A 20,765-nucleotide genomic window follows, 5' to 3' on the forward strand; every position below is an offset into this window, starting at 1 on the left:
TAACATCGTAAAAAAAAAACTAAAGCCGATGGCCATTACGACGATAACCCCTATGACGGTTCTGGACGGCAACCTCGGAGCAAGCTGCTCCTTCAGCCCAGGAACCCATTTCGCCGATTGACCTACTGCAAGGAAAATGTCATGGCTCTTACCGTCAACACCAACATTGCCTCCCTGTCGGTTCAAAAGAACCTGACCAAAGCATCCGACTCGCTGACTACTTCGATGACTCGTCTGTCGACTGGTCTGCGCATCAACAGCGCCAAGGACGACGCAGCGGGTTCGCAGATCTCCAACCGTCTGACCAGCCAGACCAATGGCTTGAACGTTGCGATCAAGAACGCCCAAGACGCCAACTCGATCGCTACAGCTGCTGAAGGCGCTCTGCAAGAGTCGACCTCGATTCTGCAGCGTATGCGTGAGTTGTCTCTGCAGTCGGCTAACGGCTCCAACAGTGCAGAAGATCAGGGCGCTCTGAACCAGGAGTTCAAGTCGCTGACAGCTGAACTGACCCGTATCTCCAAAACAACTACCTTCGGTGGCGGTAACTCAGGTATCAACCTCCTGGATGGTTCCGCTGGCAACCAGGGCACCTTGACCTTCCAAGTTGGTGCTAACGCCAATGAAACCGTTTCGTTCACTCTGAGTGACATGAGCGCTAAAGCGCTCAAAGGTACTGCGTCCATTGCTTCGATGAACCTTGGCCTGACTGGCATGTCCGCTAGTTCCGTGCTGACCGCAGGTGCAACGGTCACTGTGGCAGGTGTTGAAGTGACCATCGCGTCGGGCTCGACCATGGGTGATTTGGTCGCCGCAATCAACACCAACGTGAGCGGCGTTACCGCGACCCTGAAGAGCGGTGGTGGCGATATCGTGCTGACTTCGGGTGAGGATATTGCGACCGTCAGTGGTACTGTGGGTGGTAGCTCTCTAACTGCTGCTGCTCAAGCTGCAACTTCTACTTCGTACACCGTTCAAAGCCTCAGCATTGCTGATGCAGGCTCCGCGCAGGAAGCCACGCAGGTCATCGACGCCGCCCTGAAGCAAATCGACACCCAGCGTTCGGCTCTGGGTGCCATCCAGAACCGTCTGGACAGCACCATCTCGAACCTGCAGAACGTCGCCGAGAGCGCCACCGCTGCTCTGTCGACCATTCAGGACGTCGACTTCGCGGCCGAAACCGCCGAGATGACCAAGCAGCAGACCCTGCAGTCCGCCGCTACCGCTGTTCTGGCTCAGGCCAACCAGCTGCCTTCCGCTGTTCTGAAGCTGCTGCAGTAATACCGGCCTAACGGCTAAAAGATGAGAAAGGGCGCCTCGCGCCCTTTCTTGCTTCCGGTTTGAGGGATGTGATCCATGGACATAAATCTCAATGTGAATGCGGCATCCAGTAATCTCGCCTCCGCTGCGGCGGTCGGTTCCGCCCAGGGGCGGCCGGATGCTGGGATTCAGCCTGATGCTGGGCAGGACGCCTCGGAAAGCGCCATCCAGACGCTGGACCAGGCGGTCGAAAGCCTGCAAAAGCTCGCTCAGTCTTCCCATCGCAACTTGGACTTTTCCATCGATGAGGGCTCCGGCCAGACGGTGGTGAAGGTCGTGGCTAGCGATACCGGGGAGGTTATTCGCCAGATCCCTTCGGAAGTGGCGCTGAAACTGGCGCAAAGTCTGAAGGACGCCGACGGGCTACTGTTCAACGACATGGCTTGAGGGAGTGGCGCGGATCTTGTATGCCAAGCGGCCATACGTCATGAATCCGCCACATGAGCAGCGCTAAGCGCCAATTTTTGATAGGGAGCCTGAGCAATGGGCACTTCCGTTAACGGGGTCGGTTCCGGCATCGATATCGACTCGATCGTCTCTGCCCTGGTCTCGGCGCAAAAGGCGCCGAAGCAAAGCCAGATCGATACCGCCACGACCAAGGCCACTACCAGCCTGTCGGCCATCGGCACACTGAAAAGCGCGCTGTCCAAGTTCCAGACGGCGATGTCGGACCTGGCCGAGAACAGCTCGTTCACCGGTATGACCGCCAAGTCCTCCAATGAAGAGGCGCTCACCGCCAAGGTCGGCGCTGGCGCGGCGTCCGGTACCTACGTCATCAAGACGACTTCGATCGCTACCAGCTCCAAGGTCGCGACCCAATACATTTCGACTGGCACCACCTTCGGTGCGGGTACGTTCACCATCTCGCAGGGTGCAGGGGCGGCCAGTTCTGCATCGACGACGACCATCAAGGTCGCCAGCGGCGCCACGTTGTCGGACATTCGCGACAGTATCAACACTCAGCTCAAAGACAGCGGCATCACTGCCAACATCATTTCCGACTCCGAAGGCCAGCGCCTAGTGCTGAGCTCCACGAACACCGGTGAAGGCACTGACATCACCCTGACTACGAACTCCACTGCGTTGAGCGCGCTGGGGATCGCCGCGGGCGCCAAAGCGTCCGACTCCACGGGGGGGTATGTAGTCGAGCCGGCAGCCGATGCGGTGTACACCATCGATGGCCTGTCGATGAAAAGTGCCACCAACGAGATCACCACCGCCATCAGCGGTGTCGAGTTCACCCTGCTGGAAGACGACACCAAGTCGACCATCACCGTCGATACCAACACCGATGGCCTGAAAGAGTCGATCACTTCGTTCGTCGATGCCTACAACTCATTGATGTCCAGCATCAAGACGCTGACCACGGTGACCTCGGGCACCGATGACGATGGCAATGCGACGACCACGGCCGCAGCCCTGACCAGTGATTCGAGCGTGCGTAACATCGTCAACAGCCTGCGTAACCAATTGGTTAGCAGCTCTGGCGATGGCGGCACGCTCAAGCTCCTTTCGCAGTTGGGCGTTTCGACCCAAAACGATGGCACCCTCTCTATCGATGAGGATGATCTGGAGGCGGCGCTGGAAAAGAATGCTGCCTCTGTCGAAAGCTTCTTCACCGGTACCAATGGCCTGTTGTCGCGGATGTCTTCGACGCTGGATCTCTACGTGGCCGATGATGGCCTGCTGGACCAGCGCACCGACTCGCTGAACGACACGTTGTCCGACCTGGCCACGCAGCAGACCAACCTGGACCGCCGGATCACCAAATACGAGGCGACCATGTACGCCAAGTACAACGCGATGGACACCCTCGTGGCGCAGCTCACGGCTACGAGTACCAGCGTGATGACCACCCTGAACGCGCTGAACAATGCCAGTTCGGACGACTGATCGGGTGCATCGACCTCGCGGGGGTAAAGAAAGCCCCCTCGATGTCGATACAATGTTCAGTGGCGATCATCGCCAATAGAATTCCACAGGGGCACCGCAATGAACCGTATGGCCGCGCTTCGCCAATACCGCAACGTCAACACCCAATCCGAAATCCACGACGCTTCCCCGCATCGGCTGATCCAGCTGCTGATGGAGGGCGGCCTGAGCCGCATCGCCCAGGCGCGTGGCTGCATGGAGCGCGGTGAGATGTTCGAGAAGGCCAAGCTGATCGCCAAGGCGCTGGACATCATCGCCGGCCTGCGCGAAGCACTGGACTTCAAGCAGGGTGGTGAGCTGGCCAACGATTATGCGCGTCTTTACGATTTCATGACCCGTCATCTGGTCGAAGCCAACCGCAACAACAGCATCCAGGCGCTCGACGAAGTAACCAAGGTCTTGGTGGAGCTGAAGATGGGCTGGGACGGCATTGCCCAGCAAGCGGCGGTGGCCCCATGAGCCCGATCCTCGACGACTCGGACCTCAGCGTCTCGCAGCGGGTCAGTGCCGCTCGTGCGGCGTTGGCCGATGCGCTGGCCCGGGAGGACTGGGAGGCGGTCGGGGCGCTGGACGTCGAATGCCGCGCGTGCGTCGAGGCGGTGCTGGGTGAGCCGGGTCTTGATCGTGAGAAGCTGCGCGATGACCTTGAAGGCCTTCTCGAACTCTATCGCTCGCTGGTCGCGGATGTGAGCGAGGCGCGCCAGGCCATTGCCCGGGAGATGTCCGAATATCGCAAGTCAACGAGCCAGGCGAAGGTCTACAGCCTGTTCTCGGGCGCGCGTCGCTGAAGCAGTATTGTTGGGCGCAGTAGGGTCAGCGTCGTGATATGTCAAGATCTGGCTGTGTAAAGATAGGTAAAGTCAATCATCCGGCGCCAAGTGAAATCAGTATTGCTTTTTTTATGACGAAATGACCCTGAAACGCCAAGCAAAATGCGCCGCCAAGGTATACCATCTGTTCAGTTAACTCGAAACGCCCCATCCGGGCGCCATAAAATTGACCTTTACAGATTTTCGACTTAACTAGTGTCTATTTAACCATTTCCGGCATCAAATCATGACCGACCGGTCGGCTTTGAGCTAACTACGCCCTTTGGCGCCGAGAATTGACTAGGGAAGTTGCTATTGCATGTGGCGTGAAACCAAGATTCTCCTGATCGATGACGACAGCGCCCGCCGCCGCGATCTGGCGGTGGTCCTGAATTTCCTCGGGGAAGAAAACATCCCCTGCTCCAGCCATGACTGGCAGCAGGCGGTGGCTTCGTTGTCTTCCAGCCGCGAAGTGCTGTGCGTGCTCATCGGCACCGTCAACTCCCCAGGCAACGTGCTTGGGCTGCTTAAGACCGTGGTCGGGTGGGATGAGTTCCTTCCCGTTCTGCTTTTAGGCGAAATTTCTTCGGCTGAGTTTCCGGACGACCTGCGCCGCCGTGTGCTGGCCAACCTGGAGATGCCGCCCAGCTACAGCCAACTGCTCGACACCCTGCACCGCGCCCAGGTCTACCGCGAGATGTACGACCAGGCCCGCGAGCGCGGCCGCCAGCGCGAGCCCAACCTGTTCCGTAGCCTGGTCGGCACCAGCCGTGCCATCCAGCATGTGCGGCAGATGATGCAGCAGGTGGCCGACACCGACGCCAGCGTGCTGATCCTCGGCGAGTCGGGCACCGGCAAGGAAGTGGTGGCGCGCAACCTGCACTACCATTCCAAGCGCCGCGAAGCGCCGTTCGTGCCGGTCAACTGCGGGGCGATCCCGGCCGAGTTGCTGGAAAGCGAACTGTTCGGCCACGAGAAGGGCGCGTTCACCGGGGCCATCACCAGCCGCGCCGGGCGCTTCGAACTGGCCAACGGCGGTACCCTGTTCCTCGACGAGATCGGCGACATGCCGCTGCCGATGCAGGTCAAGTTGCTGCGCGTGCTGCAGGAACGCACCTTCGAACGCGTGGGCAGCAACAAGACCCAGAGCATCGACGTGCGCATCATCGCCGCGACCCACAAGAACCTCGAAGCCATGATCGAGGACGGGACCTTCCGCGAAGACCTGTACTACCGGCTCAACGTGTTCCCCATCGAGATGGCGCCGCTGCGTGAGCGCGTGGAAGACATCCCGCTGCTGATGAACGAGCTGATCTCGCGCATGGAGCACGAGAAGCGCGGCTCGATCCGCTTCAACTCGGCGTCGATCATGTCGCTGTGCCGCCACGGCTGGCCGGGTAACGTCCGCGAGCTGGCCAACCTGGTCGAGCGCATGGCGATCATGCACCCGTACGGGGTGATCGGGGTGTCGGAGCTGCCGAAGAAATTCCGCTACATCGACGACGAAGACGAGCAGATGGTCGACAGCCTGCGCAGCGACCTGGAAGAGCGCGTGGCGATCAACGGCCATGCGCCGAACCTGGGCAGCCACGCGATGCTGCCGCCCGAGGGGCTGGACCTCAAGGACTACCTCGGCAGCCTCGAGCAGGGGTTGATCCAGCAGGCGCTGGACGATGCCAACGGCATCGTGGCGCGTGCGGCCGAGCGCTTGCGTATTCGCCGCACCACCCTGGTGGAGAAGATGCGCAAGTACGGCATGAGCCGGCAGGGTGGCGAGGAGTCGGCGGAGGACTGACGGTCCACGCCGCGCCCTTCGCGGGTAAACCCGCTCCTACAGGCGTTACGCGCTCTTCTGTAGGAGCGGGTTTACCCGCGAAGAGGCCAGGCCTGCCAACCACAAACCCACAAACCCCCATCCCCGGCACGGCTATTGCACTACCGCTGGCAACACACCGTTTTTATGACGGTCAGCCACGCGAGAGAGCACGATGCCCCAGGCCGCCCACTTTTCCCGAGCCCCCGATCCGCAGGGGCGTACCCCGATCGAGCAGGAAAGTCGACAGGGGCTCGAGCAGGCCTTCGCCCTGTTCAACCAGATGTCCACCCAGCTCACCCAGTCCTACAGCATGCTCGAAGCCCGCGTCAGCGAGCTCAAGGGCGAGCTGGCGGTGGTCAGTGCCCAGCGCATGGCCGAGCTGGGCGAAAAGGAGCGCCTGGCCAACCGCCTGCAGCATCTGCTCGATCTGCTCCCGGGTGGGGTGATCGTGATCGACGGCCAGGGCCTGGTGCGCGAGGCCAACCCCGCTGCCTGCGGCCTGCTCGGCGAACCCCTGGTCGGCCAGCTGTGGCGCCAGGTCATCGCTCGCAGCTTCGCCCCGCGCAAGGACGACGGCCATGAAGTCTCGCTGCGCGATGGCCGCCGCCTGTCCATCGCCACCCGCTCGCTGGATGCCGAGCCCGGCCAGTTGGTGCTGCTCAACGACCTGACTGAAACCCGTCGCCTGCAAGACCAGTTGGCGCGCCATGAGCGCCTGTCGTCGCTGGGCCGCATGGTCGCCTCGCTGGCCCACCAGATCCGCACGCCGCTGTCCGCTGCCATGCTCTACGCCAGCCACCTGGCCGACGACCTGCAGACCCTGGCCCCGGAAACCCGCCAGCGCTTCGCCGCCAACCTCAAGGAGCGCCTGCACGAGCTGGAACACCAGGTGCGCGACATGCTGGTGTTCGCCCGTGGCGAGCTGCCACTGGGCGACCGGGTTACTCCCAAGGCGCTGTTCCAGGCCTTGCAGCAGGCGGCCCAGCCTCACGTGCAGGGCCACGCCGTGCGCTGGCAGTGCGACAGTCACCTGGGTGAGTTGCTGTGCAATCGCGACACCCTGGTCGGCGCCGTGCTCAACCTGATCGAGAACGCCGTGCAGGCCAGCGCCGATCCCGCTCGGCTCAAGGTTCACCTGTACCGCCGCGAGCAGACCCTGCACCTGTGCATCAGTGATGCCGGCAGTGGTGTCGCCGCCGAGTTGCTCGAACGCCTGGGCGAGCCGTTCCTGACCACCAAATCCACCGGCACCGGCCTCGGCCTGGCGGTGGTCAAGGCCGTGGTGCGTGCCCATCAGGGCCGGGTCGAGCTGCGTTCCAAGGTCGGTCGCGGCACTTGCGTGAAGGTGCTGCTGCCGCTGATTGCCACGGAGGCCAAGTGATGGGCATCAACGTGCTGCTGGTCGAGGACGACCGGGTGCTGCGCCAGGCCCTGGGCGATACCCTGGAGATCGGCGGCTTCGCCTACCGCGCCGTGGGCAGTGCCGAGGAGGCGCTGGAAGCGGTGAAGGCCGAACCTTTCAGCCTGGTGGTCAGCGACGTCAACATGCCGGGCATGGACGGCCACCAGTTGCTAGCCCAGCTGCGCCGCCAGCACCCGCAGTTGCCGGTGCTGCTGATGACCGCCCACGCGGCGGTCGAGCGCGCGGTCGAGGCCATGCGCCAGGGCGCCGCCGACTACCTGGTCAAGCCGTTCGAGCCCAAGGCCTTGCTGAGCCTGGTGCAACGCCATGCCGGCGGCGCCGGGGTGGCGGACGAGGAGGGGCCGGTGGCCTGTGAAGCGGCCAGCCGCCAGTTGCTGGACCTGGCGGCTCGCGTGGCGCGCAGCGACTCGACCGTGCTGGTGTCCGGCGAATCGGGCACCGGCAAGGAGGTGCTGGCGCGCTTCATCCACCAGCAATCGCCCCGTGCGGCCCAGCCTTTCGTTGCGATCAACTGCGCGGCGATCCCCGACAACATGCTCGAAGCTACCCTGTTCGGCCATGAGAAGGGCGCCTTCACCGGCGCCATCGCCGCCCAGGCGGGCAAGTTCGAGCAGGCCGAGGGCGGCACCCTGCTGCTCGACGAGATTTCCGAAATGCCCCTGGGGTTGCAGGCCAAGCTGCTGCGCGTGCTGCAGGAACGCGAGGTCGAGCGGGTGGGTGGGCGCAAGCCGATCCCCCTGGACATCCGCGTGCTCGCCACCACCAACCGCGACCTTGCCGGGGAAGTGGCGGCTGGGCGCTTCCGCGAAGACCTGTACTATCGCCTGTCGGTGTTCCCGCTGGCCTGGCAGCCGCTGCGCGAGCGCACCGGGGATATCCTGCCGTTGGCCGAGCGCTTGCTGGCACGCCACGTGGCGAAGATGAAGCACGCGCCGGTGCGCCTGTCGGCCGATGCCCGCGCCTGCCTGCAGGCCCATGCCTGGCCGGGCAACGTACGTGAACTGGACAACGCCTTGCAGCGGGCGCTGATCCTGCAGCAGGGCGGCGTCATCGAAGCGGCGGATTTCTGTCTGGCCGGCGCCATTCCCTTGTCGGCAGGCCGTCCGGCCGCCACTGCACCGGCAGCGCTCGAGGCTGCCGAGGCGCCGGGCGACCTCGGTGGCGACATGCGCCGCCACGAATTCCAGATGATCATCGACACCCTGCGCGCCGAGCGCGGCCGCCGCAAGGAAGCCGCCGAGCGTCTCGGCATCAGCCCGCGCACCCTGCGCTACAAGCTCGCGCAGATGCGCGACGCCGGCCTGGACGTGGAAGCCAGCCTGTACGGCTAAACCAATTAAGCAATCGAGCAGCGGGCTGGCACTCTTGTTGCTAGCACCAGGCTATCCGCCGCATGCGTGTCAAAAAAATGCGGCCGCCGGAGAGAGAAGTTCATGAGCCAAGGTGTTGAATTCAATCGTCTGATGTTGGACATGCGGGCCATGCAGGCCGATGCCATGTCGCTGCCAAAAGCCACTGCCGCCCCTGAGTTGGCGCAGGGCCAGAGCAGCTTCGCCGACATGCTCGGCCAGGCGATTGGCAAGGTGGACGCGACCCAGCAGGCCTCGACCCAGCTGGCCAATGCCTTCGAGATCGGCAAGAGCGGTGTCGACCTGACCGACGTGATGATCGCCTCGCAGAAGGCCAGCGTGTCCATGCAGGCGTTGACCCAGGTACGCAACAAGCTGGTCCAGGCGTACCAGGACATCATGCAGATGCCGGTTTGAGGACGGAAGTAAGTCATGGCCGAAGCAGTCGTCGATAACGCCCCCGCCAAGAGCGGCCCACCAGCGTCCAAGCCGCCGCTGTTCGGCATGTTGTTCCTGGAAAACATCTCGCAGATGCCCATGTTGCGGCAGGTCGGCCTGCTGGTCGGTCTGGCCGCCAGCGTGGCCATCGGCTTCGCCGTGGTGCTCTGGTCGCAGCAGCCGGACTACCGGCCGCTGTACGGTAGCCTGGCGGGCATGGACACCAAGCAGGTCATGGACACCCTGGCCGCAGCCGACATTCCGTACAACGTGGAACCCAACTCCGGCGCCCTGCTGGTCAAGGCCGACGACCTCTCCCGTGCGCGCCTGAAACTGGCGGCCGCAGGTGTTGCGCCGAGCGACGGCAATGTCGGCTTCGAGCTGCTCGACAAGGATCAGGGCCTGGGCACCAGCCAGTTCATGGAAGCCACCCGCTACCGTCGCGGCCTGGAAGGCGAGCTGGCGCGTACCGTGTCGAGCCTCAACAACGTCAAGGCCGCCCGCGTGCACCTGGCCATTCCGAAAAGCTCGGTGTTCGTGCGTGACGAGCGCAAGCCCAGTGCCTCGGTGCTGGTCGAGCTTTACCCGGGCCGCGCCTTGGACGCCGGCCAGGTGATGGCCATCGTCAACCTGGTGGCCACCAGCGTGCCGGAACTGGACAAGTCCCAGGTGACCGTGGTCGACCAGAAGGGCAACCTGCTCTCCGACCAGTTGCAGGACAACGCCCTGACCATGGCCGGCAAGCAGTTCGATTACAGCCGCCGTATGGAAAGCCTGCTCACCCAGCGTGTGCACAACATTCTGCAGCCGGTGCTGGGCAACGACCGCTACAAGGCCGAAGTGTCCGCCGACCTCGACTTCAGCGCGGTCGAGTCGACCTCCGAGCAGTTCAACCCAGACCAGCCGGCGCTGCGCAGCGAGCAGTCGGTCAACGAGCAGCGCTCCAGCAGCCAGGGCCCGCAAGGCGTGCCGGGCGCGCTGAGCAACCAGCCGCCGGCCGGTGCCTCGGCGCCGGAAAACGCTACCGGCGCAGCGCCGGCCGCCGGCGCCATCCAGCCCGGCCAGCCGCTGGTGGACGCCAACGGCCAGCAGATCATGGACCCGGCCACTGGCCAGCCGATGCTGGCGCCGTACCCGGCCGACAAGCGCGTGCAGACCACCAAGAACTTCGAGCTGGACCGTTCGATCAGCCACACCCGCCAACAGCAAGGTCGCCTGACCCGCCTGTCGGTGGCGGTGGTGGTCGACGACCAGGCCAAGGTCGACGCCAATGGCGAGACCACCCGCACCCCGTGGGGCGCCGAAGATTTGGCGCGCTTCACCCGCCTGGTGCAGGACGCAGTCGGTTTCGACGCCAGCCGTGGCGACAGCGTGACGGTGATCAACGTACCGTTCTCCGCCGACCGTGGCGAAGAGCTGGCCGACATTCCGTTCTACTCGCAGCCGTGGTTCTGGGACATCGTCAAGCAGGTGCTGGGCGTGGTGTTCATCCTGGTGCTGGTGTTCGGTGTGCTGCGTCCTGTGCTCAACAACATCACTGGCGGCGGCAAGCAGGCTGCCACGGACAGCGACACGGAACTGGGCGGCATGATCGGTCTGGATGGCGAACTGGCCAACGACCGCGTCAGCCTGGGTGGCCCGACAAGCATTCTGTTGCCGAGCCCGACCGAGGGCTACGAGGCGCAGCTCAACGCAATCAAGGGCCTCGTGGCCGAAGACCCGGGCCGCGTGGCCCAGGTCGTGAAAGAGTGGATCAACGCCGATGAGTGACAACCGAGCCGTTACCGCCAAGCTGAGCCGCGTCGACAAGGCGGCCATCCTGCTGCTCTCGCTGGGCGAGACCGATGCCGCGCAGGTGCTGCGCCACATGGGCCCCAAGGAAGTGCAGCGGGTCGGCGTGGCCATGGCGCAAATGGGCAACGTGCACCGCGATCAGGTCGAGCAGGTGATGAGCGAGTTCGTCGAGGTGGTCGGCGAGCAGACCAGCCTGGGCGTGGGCTCCGACGGCTACATCCGCAAGATGCTCAACCAGGCATTGGGCGAGGACAAGGCCAACGGCCTGATCGACCGCATCCTGCTCGGTGGCAACACCAGCGGCCTGGACAGCCTCAAGTGGATGGAGCCGCGTGCCGTGGCCGACGTCATCCGCTACGAGCACCCGCAGATCCAGGCCATCGTGGTCGCCTACCTCGACCCCGACCAGGCCGGTGAAGTGCTGAGCAACTTCGACCACAAGGTGCGCCTGGACATCATCCTGCGCGTCTCGTCGCTCAATACCGTGCAGCCAGCCGCGCTCAAGGAACTGAACCTGATCCTCGAGAAGCAGTTCTCGGGCAACTCCAACGCCGCGCGCACCACCCTGGGTGGCATCAAGCGTGCTGCCGACATCATGAACTTCCTCGACAGCTCTGTCGAAGGCGCGTTGATGGACTCGATCCGCGAGATCGACAACGACCTGTCGGAGCAGATCGAAGACCTGATGTTCGTCTTCAACAACCTGGCCGATGTCGACGACCGTGGTATCCAGGCGCTGCTGCGCGAGGTGTCGTCGGACGTGCTGGTGGTGTCGCTCAAGGGCGCCGACGAACGGGTCAAGGACAAGATCTTCAAGAACATGTCCAAGCGTGCTTCGGAACTGCTGCGCGACGACCTCGAGGCCAAGGGCCCGGTGCGTGTCAGCGACGTCGAGACCGCGCAGAAGGAAATCCTCACCATTGCCCGCCGCATGGCCGACGCCGGCGAGATCGTGCTGGGTGGCAAGGGTGCCGAGGAAATGATCTAAGCAACGGTGCAAAAGCTGGCGCAATCCCTGTAGGAGCGGGTTTACCCGCGAATGCGCCAGCCCAGGCACTGAAGTTGTTCCTGCCGACGCATTCGCGGGTAAACCCGCTCCCACAGGGGGGAGCATGCTTTTTGAGTACGTGAGCACATGCCAAGCAAAGAACAGCATCCCAGCGACCTGATCCGTGCCGGCGACCTCGAAGGCGTCGACGTCTGGGCGCTGCCCAGCTTCGACCCGGAGCCGGAACCCGAACCCGAGCCGGAACCGGAGGTCATCGAGGAAATCGAGGAAGTGCCGCTGGAAGAAGTCCAGCCGCTGACCCTCGAGGAACTCGAGGCCATCCGCCAGGAGGCCTACAACGAGGGCTTCGCCACAGGCGAGCGCGAGGGTTTCCACAGCACCCAGATCAAGGTCCGCGAGGAAGCCGAGAAGGCCTTGAATGCCAAGCTCGGCAGCCTGGAGCGCTTGATGGGCCACCTGCTGGCGCCGATCGCCGAGCAGGACACGCAGATCGAACAGACCCTGGTGCATCTGGTCGCGCACATGACCCGCCAGGTCATCGGTCGCGAGCTACGCACCGATTCCAGCCAGATCACCCACGTGCTGCGCGAAGCGCTGAAGCTGCTGCCGATGGGCGCCGAGAATATCCGCATCCATCTGAACCCGCAGGACTTCGAGCTGGCCAAGGCCCTGCGCGAGCGCCATGAAGAGCAGTGGAAGCTGCTCGAGGACGAGGCCCTGCTGCCCGGTGGCTGCCGTATCGAAACCTTGCATAGCCGGGTCGATGCGACCATGGAAACGCGCATCGAGAAAGCCGTCGCGCAGCTGTTCGACCAACTGCACGACCAGGCCCTGCACCCAGCGGCGGCGGACATGCGCATCGACCTGGACGCGGCCGATGCGCCTTAGTCGGACCAGCTTCGGCAAGCGCCTGGGCACCTACGCCGAGGCGATCGAGCTGCCGGTTCAGCCGGTGGTCGAAGGCCGCCTGCTGCGCATGGTCGGCCTCACCCTCGAAGCCGAAGGCCTGCGGGCCGCGGTGGGCGGGCGTTGCCTGGTGATCAACGACGATAGCTACCACCCGGTGCAGGTCGAGGCTGAGGTGATGGGCTTTGCTGGCAGCAAGGTGTTCCTGATGCCGGTCGGCAGCATCGCCGGCATCGCCCCCGGTGCCCGGGTGGTACCGCTGGACGACAGCGGCCGCCTGCCGATGGGCATGAGCATGCTCGGTCGGGTGCTCGACGGTGCCGGCCGTGCGCTGGATGGCAAGGGCGGGATGAAGGCCGAGGACTGGGTACCGATGGATGGCCCGGTGATCAACCCGCTCAACCGCGACCCGATCAGCCAGCCGCTGGACGTGGGCATTCGCAGCATCAACGGCCTGCTCACCGTCGGCCGCGGCCAGCGCCTGGGCCTGTTCGCCGGGACCGGTGTCGGCAAGTCGGTGTTGCTGGGCATGATGACCCGCTTCACCGAGGCCGACATCATCGTCGTCGGCCTGATCGGCGAGCGGGGCCGCGAGGTCAAGGAATTCATCGAGCACATCCTCGGCGAGGAGGGGCTCAAGCGCTCGGTGGTGGTCGCATCGCCCGCCGACGACGCGCCATTGATGCGTTTGCGCGCGGCCATGTACTGCACGCGGATCGCCGAGTACTTCCGTGACAAGGGCAAGAACGTCCTGCTGCTGATGGACTCGCTGACCCGGTTCGCCCAGGCCCAGCGGGAAATCGCCCTGGCCATCGGCGAGCCGCCGGCTACCCGTGGTTATCCGCCGTCGGTGTTCGCCAAGCTGCCCAAGCTGGTCGAGCGCGCCGGTAATGGCGAGGCCGGCGGCGGCTCGATCACCGCGTTCTATACGGTACTGTCCGAAGGCGACGACCAGCAGGACCCGATCGCCGACTCGGCGCGCGGCGTGCTCGACGGCCACTTCGTGCTGTCGCGGCGCCTGGCCGAGGAAGGCCATTACCCCGCCATCGACATCGAGGCGTCGATCAGCCGGGTCATGCCGCAGGTGGTCGATGCCGATCACCTGCGCCAGGCGCAGAAGTTCAAGCAGCTGTGGGCACGCCTGTCGCAGAGCCGCGACCTGATCAGCGTCGGTGCCTACGTGGCCGGTGGCGACCCGGAGACCGACCTGGCCATCGCCTTGCAGTCCAAGCTGGTCGACTACCTGCGCCAGGGGCTCGACGAACATGCCGGTATGGCCCAGTGCCGCGCCGAGCTGGAGGCGATCTTCACGCCTCCGGCGGGTCACTGATAGGCCATGTCCACGCCCAGCCGTGCCGCGCGCCTGGCGCCGGTGGTCAACATGGCCGAAGAGACCGAGCGCAAGGCCGCCCAGCGGCTGGGGCATTTCCAGCAGTTGGTGGCGCAGTCCCAGGCCAAGCTGGCCGAGCTCGAGAGCTTCCGCGAGGGGTACCAGGCGCAGTGGATCACCCGTGGCGGGCAGGGCGTCGATGGCAGCTGGCTGCTCAACTACCAGCGCTTCCTCGGCCAGCTGGAAACGGCCATGACCCAGCAGCGCCAGAGCCTGCACTGGCACCAGAACAACCTCAACAATGCCCGTGGCACCTGGCAGAAGGCCCATGCCCGGGTCGAGGGGTTACGCAAGCTGGTGCAGCGCTACCTGGACGAAGCAAGGCGCGCAGAGGACAAGCGCGAGCAGCGCCTGCTCGACGAGTTGTCGCAGCGCCTGCCACGGCAGAACCATTTCTGATCCTGCACAGTTCCTGTAGGAGCGGATTTGTCCGCGAACACGGGCGTAGCCCGTGCCTGGCACCGCGGTGTCTGCTTCGCGGGTAAACCCGCTCCTACAGGGTTGGCGCAAATCCTCGGGATCGGGCCTGAACAATAGTCAACCGCCCGCGCCGCAACGGTTTGCAAGCTCTGTCAGTGCCTGCTAAACCTTCAAGACGGGTATCCGCCATCATCGAAGGAATCGCTAGCATGGCCGTCGAAACCGATTTTTCGCAGGATGGGAAAAAACTGACGATCAGGATCAAGGGCCGCTTCGATTTTGGCCGCCACCAGGAGTTCCGGGAGGCCTACGAACGCCAGAATCGCAAGCCCGACTTCGTGGTCGTCGACCTCAAGGACACCACCTACCTCGACAGCTCCGCGCTGGGCATGCTGCTATTGCTGCGCGACCACGTGGGCGGCGACGAGGCGGAAGTGAGCGTGGTGCACGCCAATTCGGACGTGCGCAAGATCCTCGCCATCTCCAATTTCGACAAGCTGTTCGATATCAGTTGAGCCCCGTGATGTCGGCCGAGCAGGCGTTGACCGTACTGGTGGCCGAAGATGGCGCCGCCGACCGCCTGTTGCTGGCGCAGATCGTCCGTCGCCAGGGGCATGAGGTGCTCACCGCGGAAAACGGCGCGCAGGCCGTGGCGCTGTTCGTCGAAAAGCGCCCGCAGCTGGTGCTGCTCGACGCCCTGATGCCGGTGATGGACGGCTTCGAGGCGGCGCGGCGGATCAAGGCACTGGCCGGCGAGGCGCTGGTGCCGATCATTTTCCTGACCTCGCTGAACGAAGAGCAGGCCCTGGTGCGTTGCCTGGAGGCCGGAGGTGACGACTTCATGGCCAAGCCCTACAGTGCGGTGATCCTGGCCGCCAAGATCGGCGCCATGAACCGCTTGCGGCGGTTGCAGGCCACCGTGCTCGAACAGCGCGACGAGATCGCCCGCCACCACCACCACCTGCTCAACGAGCAGCGGGTGGCCAAGGCCGTGTTCGACAAGGTCGCCCATTCCGGCTGCCTGGGCTCGCCGAACATCCGCTACCTGCAATCGCCCTATGCGTTGTTCAACGGCGACCTGCTGCTGGCCGCGTTCACCCCTTCCGGCAACATGCACGTGCTGCTGGGCGATTTCACTGGCCATGGCCTGCCTGCCGCTGTCGGTGCCATGCCCCTGGCCGAGGTGTTCTACGGCATGACCGCCAAGGGTCATGGCCTGGCCCAGACCCTGCGCGAGATGAACGCCAAGCTCAAGCGCATCCTGCCGGTGGACATGTTCTGCTGCGCGGTGCTGCTCAGCCTCAATCCTCAGCGCGGTACCTTGGAGGCCTGGAACGGTGGCATGCCGGACGGCTACCGCCTGTCGGAGGGTGGCGAGGTACTCGGTGTGTTGCGCTCGCGCCACCTGCCGTTGGGCATCCTGCCGGCGGAGCGCTTCGACGACAGCACCGAGGTGCTGCCGATGGCCGCCGGCGAGCGTCTGCTGTTGCTGTCCGATGGCGTGGTCGACACCGCCGATGAGCAGGAGCGGCTGTTCGGCGTGCAGCGCCTGCGCGCGGTGCTGGCAGGCAATCGCGAGCCGGCGCAGCTGTTCGATGAGCTGCTGCAGGCGCTGCAGCGCTTTGGCGGGCGTGCCCGTGACGACATCAGCCTGTGCGATATCCGCATGTTCGCCCAGGGCGAGCAGGTGCCGGTGCCGACCCTCTACACCGACAGCGGGCGCTCCAGCCCGCTGGACTGGTCGCTGGGCTTCGAGTTGCGTGGCGACAGCCTGCGGCGTTTCAACCCGGTGCCGTACCTGGTGCAACTGTTGCAAGAAATCCATGCCCTGCGCCGGCATACTGGCACCTTGCACAGCGTGCTCAGCGAGTTGTACAGCAATGCCCTCGAGCATGGTGTGCTGGGCCTGGATTCGCGCCTCAAGCGCGACGTGCAGGGTTTTGCCGACTATTACCGAGAACGCGCCCGGCGCCTGGCGGAGCAGGTGGATGGCTTCGTGCGGATCGACCTGCGGGTGGAACCGCAGGCTGAGGGTGGGCGTCTGTTGATAGAGGTTCGCGACAGTGGCGCCGGCTTCGACGTGGCCGCGCAGCACGCGCAGCCGGTCCGCGAGCGGCGGCTCAGCGGGCGCGGGCTGAGCCTGGTGCAGGGCTTGGCCAGCTACGCCGAGTGGTGCGAGGGCGGCCGCTGCGCCAAGGCAGAGTTGAAATGGTGAGTCACTTCGGTGGCTCGTGGATGATCCGGCTTGATCAAGGAGTGAGCAAGTGGCTGATTTGCATATCGATCAGAAGGTGCTGAGCGACCTCAAGGAGGTCATGGAAGACGGCTACCTGCAGTTGGTGGACACCTTCCTGGAGGATTCCGAGCGGCGCCTGAGCCAGCTGCATGAGGCCAAGAGCGCCGAGGAGCTGGGGCTTGCGGCCCACAGCTTCAAGGGTAGCAGCAGCAACATGGGTGCGGTGGTCCTGGCCAGGCTCTGCGAGCAGCTGGAGGCGCGGGCGCGGCAGCAGCCGCTGTATGGCATCGAAGACTTGGTCAGCCGCATCGACCAGGAGTACCTGGAAGTGCAGCACTTCTATCGTGGCGAGCGTGAGGGCGTGTCCACCGACTAATTGGCGCGACTCTTGCAGGTCTTTACCCAGACGACTCTTTTGATTCTGGCGCGGAGATCTTTCAATGCCTGTCGCTTCCAACCCCTTGTTGCAAGCCAGCACCCTCGGTGCGTCCTCCCGAGGGGCTGGCGCGGTGGCCGACAAATCGGCGCAGACAGCGGCAGGGCAGGGCGGCGGCTTCGATCAGGTGATGGCCAGCCAGGGCCGTGACAAGCCGTCGGTGCAGGTCGACAAGGGCGCTCAGGCCAAGCCCAAGGACAAGCCCGATGCTGCTCAGGGCGGCAAGGCGGATGTCGCCGATAAACCGGCGGTTGCCGATGACGGCAACAAATTGCCAGTGACCGACGACGCCACTGCGCAAGCCGATAACGACTCCGATGCCGCTGACAGCAGCCTGCTCGACGCCAGCCTGGTGGCCGGCCAAGTCACCGATGCCCAGCCCGGCGCGCAGTTGATCCAGGCCCAGGCCGAAGCCGTGGCGCCGGTGTTGCAGGCGGCGGTTCAACAGCCGGTGGTGTTGCCCCAGGCGCAGCCCGAGACGCCTGCAGCGGCCGATGATTTCGACCCTGACGCCGACCCCCTCGCCAACCTGCCGACCTTGCGCCTGGCCTTGGAGCAGACAGCCCAGGCCAAGGGCACCACGTCCGCACATGCCGCGGCGGCCAACGACGCGGCGCAAGGCGACAATGACCAGGCGGCCGTCAATAGCTTGGCGAGCCAAGCCATCAAGCCGGAAACCGAGCCCGGCCAGTCCGACACCGGCGACAAGGCCTTCGGTGCCTTGCTCGAAGATGGCCTGAAGGACACCAAGAGCGCCAGCAGCGATACCCGCGTCGACGATTTCGCCGACCGCCTCGCCAGCCTGACCCAGGCCGCCACCGCGAAAACCGCCAATGCCACGCCAGTGACGGCCAGCCCGCTGCAGCAACCGTTGTCGATGAACCAGAACCCCTGGGCCGAGGGTCTGGTCAACCGGGTGATGTACATGTCCAGCCAGAACCTCAAGTCGGCGGATATCCAGCTGGAGCCGGCCGAGCTCGGGCGCCTGGACATTCGCGTCAACCTGGCGGCGGACCAGTCCACCCAGGTGACCTTCATCAGTGGCCACGCCGGCGTGCGCGATGCCCTGGACAGCCAGGTGCACCGTCTGCGCGAGCTGTTCGCCCAGCAGGGCCTGGCGCAGCCGGATGTCAACGTGGCCGACCAGTCGCGTGGGCAGCAGCAACAGGCGCAGCAGGAATCCAACCTGTCCGGCGTCGCGGCGCGGCGTGGCCAGGGGGGTGATAGCGATTCGCCGGAGCTGGGTGAAGTGTCGCGGCCGATGGAGCAGCAGGTGGTCATCGGCGACAGTGCGGTCGATTTCTACGCTTGATCTTTGTTGCCTGTGCCGGCCTCTTCGCGGGTGAACCCGCTCCTACAGGGATAGCGCTGCACCCTGTAGGAGCGGGTTTACCCGCGAAAGGGCCGGTACAGGCAAAAACCTCCAATCTGGCATAACACTTGCTCAAGCCTCGTCATCCTCCTTTGAAACCCCGCTGGACGACGGATTATTGGCATGGCGAAGAGCGACGCAGTGAAAGACCCCGCCACTAAAGGCAAACTCAAGCTGATCCTGCTGATGGTACTGGCCCTGCTGCTGGCGGTCGGCCTGTCGGTAGGCGCGACCTGGTTCATCATGCACAAGGGCGAATCGGCTCCCGCGCCGGAAGCGGCGGCCAGCAACGTCAAGCCGGCGGCGATCTACGAGCCCCTGGCGACGGCCTTCGTGGTCAACTTCAACCAGAACGGTCGCCAGCGCTACATGCAGGTGAGCATCACCATGCAGGGCCGCAGCCAGGCTGACCTCGACGCCCTCAAAGTGCACATGCCGGTGATCCGCAACAACCTGGTGATGATGTTCTCCGGGCAGGGCTTCGACACCCTCGCCAGCAGCCCGGTGGGCCAGGAAATGCTGCGCCAGAAGGCCACCGCGGTGGTGCAGGAAGTGGCGCAGAAGGAAATCGGCAAGCCGGTCGTCGACCAGCTGCTGTTCACCAATTTCGTATTGCAGTAGGAGCCCGTCATGGCCGTACAGGACCTGCTGTCCCAGGATGAGATCGACGCGCTGCTGCACGGCGTCGACGATGGTCTGGTGCAGACCGAGAGCGTTGCCGAGCCGGGCAGCATCAAGAGCTACGACCTGACCAGCCAGGATCGCATCGTCCGCGGTCGCATGCCGACCCTGGAGATGATCAACGAGCGTTTCGCCCGCTACACCCGCATCAGCATGTTCAACCTCCTGCGGCGCTCCGCCGACGTGGCGGTGGGCGGCGTGCAGGTGATGAAGTTCGGCGAGTACGTGCACTCGCTGTACGTGCCGACCAGCCTCAACCTGGTGAAGATCAAGCCGCTGCGTGGCACCTCGCTGTTCATTCTCGACGCCAAGCTGGTGTTCAAGCTGGTGGACAACTTCTTCGGTGGCGACGGTCGTCACGCCAAGATCGAAGGCCGCGAGTTCACCCCGACCGAGCTGCGCGTGGTGCGCATGGTCCTGGACCAGTGCTTCGTCGACCTCAAGGAAGCCTGGCAGGCGATCATGCCGGTCAACTTCGAGTACATGAATTCCGAGGTCAACCCGGCCATGGCCAACATCGTCGGCCCGAGCGAGGCGGTGGTGGTGTCGACCTTCCACATCGAGCTGGATGGCGGTGGTGGTGACCTGCACGTGACCATGCCGTACTCGATGATCGAGCCGGTGCGGGAAATGCTCGATGCCGGCTTCCAGTCCGACCTCGACGACCAGGACGAACGCTGGGTCAAGGCCCTGCGCGAGGACGTGCTCGACGTGGCCGTGCCGCTGACCGCCACGGTGGCGCGTCGCCAGCTGAAGCTGCGCGACATCCTGCACATGCAGCCGGGTGACGTCATCCCGGTGGAGCTGCCCGAACATCTGGTGCTGCGCGCCAACGGCGTGCCGTCGTTCAAGGCACGGCTGGGCTCGCACAAGGGCAACCTGGCGCTGCAGATCATCGACCCGATCGAGCGCCGCTGACGGCGTGCCGCTCGCTTCCCAAGAATTGAATGCCTGTCGAGGAAATCATGGCTAACGAAAACGAGATCAACTCCCCCGAGGAGCAGGCCCTGGCCGATGAGTGGGCTGCAGCCCTGGAAGAAACCGGCGATGCCGGCCAGGCCGACATCGACGCGCTGCTCGGCAACGACACCAGCGGTGGCGCCGGCCGCCTGCCGATGGAAGAGTTCGCCAGCTCGCCCAAGCCGAGCGACAACGTCAGCCTCGAAGGCCCCAACCTGGACGTGATCCTGGACATCCCGGTGAGCATTTCCATGGAAGTGGGCAGCACCGAGATCAACATCCGCAACCTGCTGCAGCTCAACCAGGGCTCGGTCATCGAACTCGACCGCCTGGCCGGCGAGCCGCTCGACGTGCTGGTCAACGGCACGCTGATCGCCCATGGCGAAGTGGTCGTGGTCAACGAGAAGTTCGGCATCCGCCTGACCGACGTGATCAGCCCCAGCGAACGCATCAAGAAGCTGCGCTGAGTGAAAG

The 20,765-nt window shown here is 64.4% G+C and carries 21 protein-coding genes; all 21 read left to right on the forward strand.

Annotation, left to right across the window (positions count from 1 at the left end):
• The first annotated feature begins 141 nt into the window (after window positions 1-141).
• The 21 genes from IAE37_RS14970 (at window position 142) to fliN (ending at window position 20,758) form a co-directional block, all read left to right on the forward strand.
• Window positions 142-1,281, forward strand: coding sequence for a flagellin N-terminal helical domain-containing protein (locus IAE37_RS14970; RefSeq protein WP_201174797.1), 1,140 nt, complete (start codon window positions 142-144; stop codon window positions 1,279-1,281).
• Window positions 1,282-1,356: 75 nt separating this feature from the next.
• Window positions 1,357-1,707, forward strand: a complete 351-nt coding sequence (locus IAE37_RS14975; protein WP_201174799.1) for a flagellar protein FlaG — start codon at window positions 1,357-1,359, stop codon at window positions 1,705-1,707.
• Between the two features lie 96 nt (window positions 1,708-1,803).
• Complete coding sequence (gene fliD, locus IAE37_RS14980; RefSeq protein ID WP_201174801.1) at window positions 1,804-3,213, forward strand: flagellar filament capping protein FliD; 1,410 nt, start codon at window positions 1,804-1,806, stop codon at window positions 3,211-3,213.
• 99 nt (window positions 3,214-3,312) lie between these two features.
• A complete protein-coding gene (gene fliS / locus IAE37_RS14985) occupies window positions 3,313-3,711 on the forward strand; it encodes a flagellar export chaperone FliS (RefSeq protein ID WP_201174804.1) in 399 nt (132 codons plus the stop codon).
• Window positions 3,708-4,040 carry a flagellar protein FliT gene (locus tag IAE37_RS14990; protein ID WP_201174806.1) on the forward strand — a complete coding sequence of 111 codons (333 nt, stop codon included), beginning with the start codon at window positions 3,708-3,710 and terminating at the stop codon, window positions 4,038-4,040. Before fliS ends, IAE37_RS14990 begins: the two co-directional genes overlap by 4 nt.
• Window positions 4,041-4,380: 340 nt before the next feature.
• Window positions 4,381-5,856: a transcriptional regulator FleQ gene (gene fleQ / locus IAE37_RS14995; RefSeq protein ID WP_201174808.1), complete on the forward strand. Its 1,476-nt coding sequence runs from the start codon at window positions 4,381-4,383 to the stop codon at window positions 5,854-5,856.
• 193 nt (window positions 5,857-6,049) lie between these two features.
• The gene (locus IAE37_RS15000) at window positions 6,050-7,258 is read left to right on the forward strand and encodes a sensor histidine kinase (RefSeq protein WP_201174810.1); all 1,209 of its coding nucleotides are present in this window, start codon (window positions 6,050-6,052) and stop codon (window positions 7,256-7,258) included.
• On the forward strand, window positions 7,258-8,631 hold the full coding sequence (locus IAE37_RS15005) for a sigma-54-dependent transcriptional regulator (protein ID WP_201174812.1): 1,374 nt from the start codon (window positions 7,258-7,260) through the stop codon (window positions 8,629-8,631). Before IAE37_RS15000 ends, IAE37_RS15005 begins: the two co-directional genes overlap by 1 nt.
• A 102-nt stretch (window positions 8,632-8,733) precedes the next feature.
• Window positions 8,734-9,066: a flagellar hook-basal body complex protein FliE gene (gene fliE / locus IAE37_RS15010; protein WP_201174813.1), complete on the forward strand. Its 333-nt coding sequence runs from the start codon at window positions 8,734-8,736 to the stop codon at window positions 9,064-9,066.
• Between the two features lie 15 nt (window positions 9,067-9,081).
• Window positions 9,082-10,857 carry a flagellar basal-body MS-ring/collar protein FliF gene (gene fliF / locus IAE37_RS15015; protein ID WP_201174815.1) on the forward strand — a complete coding sequence of 592 codons (1,776 nt, stop codon included), beginning with the start codon at window positions 9,082-9,084 and terminating at the stop codon, window positions 10,855-10,857.
• Window positions 10,850-11,869: a flagellar motor switch protein FliG gene (gene fliG, locus IAE37_RS15020; protein WP_201174816.1), complete on the forward strand. Its 1,020-nt coding sequence runs from the start codon at window positions 10,850-10,852 to the stop codon at window positions 11,867-11,869. The genes fliF and fliG overlap by 8 nt, the downstream gene beginning before the upstream one ends.
• A gap of 147 nt (window positions 11,870-12,016) precedes the next feature.
• A complete protein-coding gene (gene fliH / locus IAE37_RS15025; protein WP_201174817.1) occupies window positions 12,017-12,778 on the forward strand; it encodes a flagellar assembly protein FliH in 762 nt (253 codons plus the stop codon).
• Window positions 12,768-14,126 carry a flagellar protein export ATPase FliI gene (gene fliI, locus IAE37_RS15030; RefSeq protein WP_201174818.1) on the forward strand — a complete coding sequence of 453 codons (1,359 nt, stop codon included), beginning with the start codon at window positions 12,768-12,770 and terminating at the stop codon, window positions 14,124-14,126. Before fliH ends, fliI begins: the two co-directional genes overlap by 11 nt.
• Before the next feature lie 6 nt (window positions 14,127-14,132).
• Window positions 14,133-14,585, forward strand: coding sequence for a flagellar export protein FliJ (gene fliJ / locus IAE37_RS15035; protein ID WP_201174819.1), 453 nt, complete (start codon window positions 14,133-14,135; stop codon window positions 14,583-14,585).
• Between the two features lie 230 nt (window positions 14,586-14,815).
• A complete protein-coding gene (locus tag IAE37_RS15040; protein ID WP_201174820.1) occupies window positions 14,816-15,121 on the forward strand; it encodes an STAS domain-containing protein in 306 nt (101 codons plus the stop codon).
• A gap of 8 nt (window positions 15,122-15,129) precedes the next feature.
• Window positions 15,130-16,821, forward strand: a complete 1,692-nt coding sequence (locus IAE37_RS15045; protein WP_201174821.1) for an ATP-binding SpoIIE family protein phosphatase — start codon at window positions 15,130-15,132, stop codon at window positions 16,819-16,821.
• A gap of 49 nt (window positions 16,822-16,870) precedes the next feature.
• Window positions 16,871-17,218: an Hpt domain-containing protein gene (locus IAE37_RS15050; RefSeq protein ID WP_201174822.1), complete on the forward strand. Its 348-nt coding sequence runs from the start codon at window positions 16,871-16,873 to the stop codon at window positions 17,216-17,218.
• A 64-nt stretch (window positions 17,219-17,282) separates the two neighbouring features.
• Complete coding sequence (locus tag IAE37_RS15055; RefSeq protein ID WP_201174824.1) at window positions 17,283-18,590, forward strand: flagellar hook-length control protein FliK; 1,308 nt, start codon at window positions 17,283-17,285, stop codon at window positions 18,588-18,590.
• Between the two features lie 183 nt (window positions 18,591-18,773).
• Window positions 18,774-19,271, forward strand: coding sequence for a flagellar basal body-associated protein FliL (gene fliL / locus IAE37_RS15060; protein WP_201174825.1), 498 nt, complete (start codon window positions 18,774-18,776; stop codon window positions 19,269-19,271).
• A gap of 9 nt (window positions 19,272-19,280) precedes the next feature.
• Entirely contained in the window at window positions 19,281-20,249 is a 969-nt protein-coding gene (gene fliM, locus IAE37_RS15065; RefSeq protein ID WP_133328350.1) for a flagellar motor switch protein FliM, read from the forward strand.
• A 47-nt stretch (window positions 20,250-20,296) separates the two neighbouring features.
• The gene (fliN, locus tag IAE37_RS15070) at window positions 20,297-20,758 is read left to right on the forward strand and encodes a flagellar motor switch protein FliN (RefSeq protein ID WP_201174827.1); all 462 of its coding nucleotides are present in this window, start codon (window positions 20,297-20,299) and stop codon (window positions 20,756-20,758) included.
• Window positions 20,759-20,765 lie beyond the last annotated feature (7 nt).

The organism is Pseudomonas sp. S31, assembly GCF_016648105.1.
Taxonomy (GTDB): Bacteria; Pseudomonadota; Gammaproteobacteria; order Pseudomonadales; family Pseudomonadaceae; genus Aquipseudomonas.

Bases quoted from the DNA above. Each gene is read 5' to 3' on its own strand.
- IAE37_RS14970 (WP_201174797.1), top strand. From the start codon at position 142: ATGGCTCTTACCGTCAACACCAACATTGCCTCCCTGTCGGTTCAAAAG.
- IAE37_RS14975 (WP_201174799.1), top strand. From the start codon at position 1,357: ATGGACATAAATCTCAATGTGAATGCGGCATCCAGTAATCTCGCCTCC.
- fliD (WP_201174801.1), top strand. From the start codon at position 1,804: ATGGGCACTTCCGTTAACGGGGTCGGTTCCGGCATCGATATCGACTCG.
- fliS (WP_201174804.1), top strand. From the start codon at position 3,313: ATGAACCGTATGGCCGCGCTTCGCCAATACCGCAACGTCAACACCCAA.
- IAE37_RS14990 (WP_201174806.1), top strand. From the start codon at position 3,708: ATGAGCCCGATCCTCGACGACTCGGACCTCAGCGTCTCGCAGCGGGTC.
- fleQ (WP_201174808.1), top strand. From the start codon at position 4,381: ATGTGGCGTGAAACCAAGATTCTCCTGATCGATGACGACAGCGCCCGC.
- IAE37_RS15000 (WP_201174810.1), top strand. From the start codon at position 6,050: ATGCCCCAGGCCGCCCACTTTTCCCGAGCCCCCGATCCGCAGGGGCGT.
- IAE37_RS15005 (WP_201174812.1), top strand. From the start codon at position 7,258: ATGGGCATCAACGTGCTGCTGGTCGAGGACGACCGGGTGCTGCGCCAG.
- fliE (WP_201174813.1), top strand. From the start codon at position 8,734: ATGAGCCAAGGTGTTGAATTCAATCGTCTGATGTTGGACATGCGGGCC.
- fliF (WP_201174815.1), top strand. From the start codon at position 9,082: ATGGCCGAAGCAGTCGTCGATAACGCCCCCGCCAAGAGCGGCCCACCA.
- fliG (WP_201174816.1), top strand. From the start codon at position 10,850: ATGAGTGACAACCGAGCCGTTACCGCCAAGCTGAGCCGCGTCGACAAG.
- fliH (WP_201174817.1), top strand. From the start codon at position 12,017: ATGCCAAGCAAAGAACAGCATCCCAGCGACCTGATCCGTGCCGGCGAC.
- fliI (WP_201174818.1), top strand. From the start codon at position 12,768: ATGCGCCTTAGTCGGACCAGCTTCGGCAAGCGCCTGGGCACCTACGCC.
- fliJ (WP_201174819.1), top strand. From the start codon at position 14,133: ATGTCCACGCCCAGCCGTGCCGCGCGCCTGGCGCCGGTGGTCAACATG.
- IAE37_RS15040 (WP_201174820.1), top strand. From the start codon at position 14,816: ATGGCCGTCGAAACCGATTTTTCGCAGGATGGGAAAAAACTGACGATC.
- IAE37_RS15045 (WP_201174821.1), top strand. From the start codon at position 15,130: ATGTCGGCCGAGCAGGCGTTGACCGTACTGGTGGCCGAAGATGGCGCC.
- IAE37_RS15055 (WP_201174824.1), top strand. From the start codon at position 17,283: ATGCCTGTCGCTTCCAACCCCTTGTTGCAAGCCAGCACCCTCGGTGCG.
- fliL (WP_201174825.1), top strand. From the start codon at position 18,774: ATGGCGAAGAGCGACGCAGTGAAAGACCCCGCCACTAAAGGCAAACTC.
- fliM (WP_133328350.1), top strand. From the start codon at position 19,281: ATGGCCGTACAGGACCTGCTGTCCCAGGATGAGATCGACGCGCTGCTG.
- fliN (WP_201174827.1), top strand. From the start codon at position 20,297: ATGGCTAACGAAAACGAGATCAACTCCCCCGAGGAGCAGGCCCTGGCC.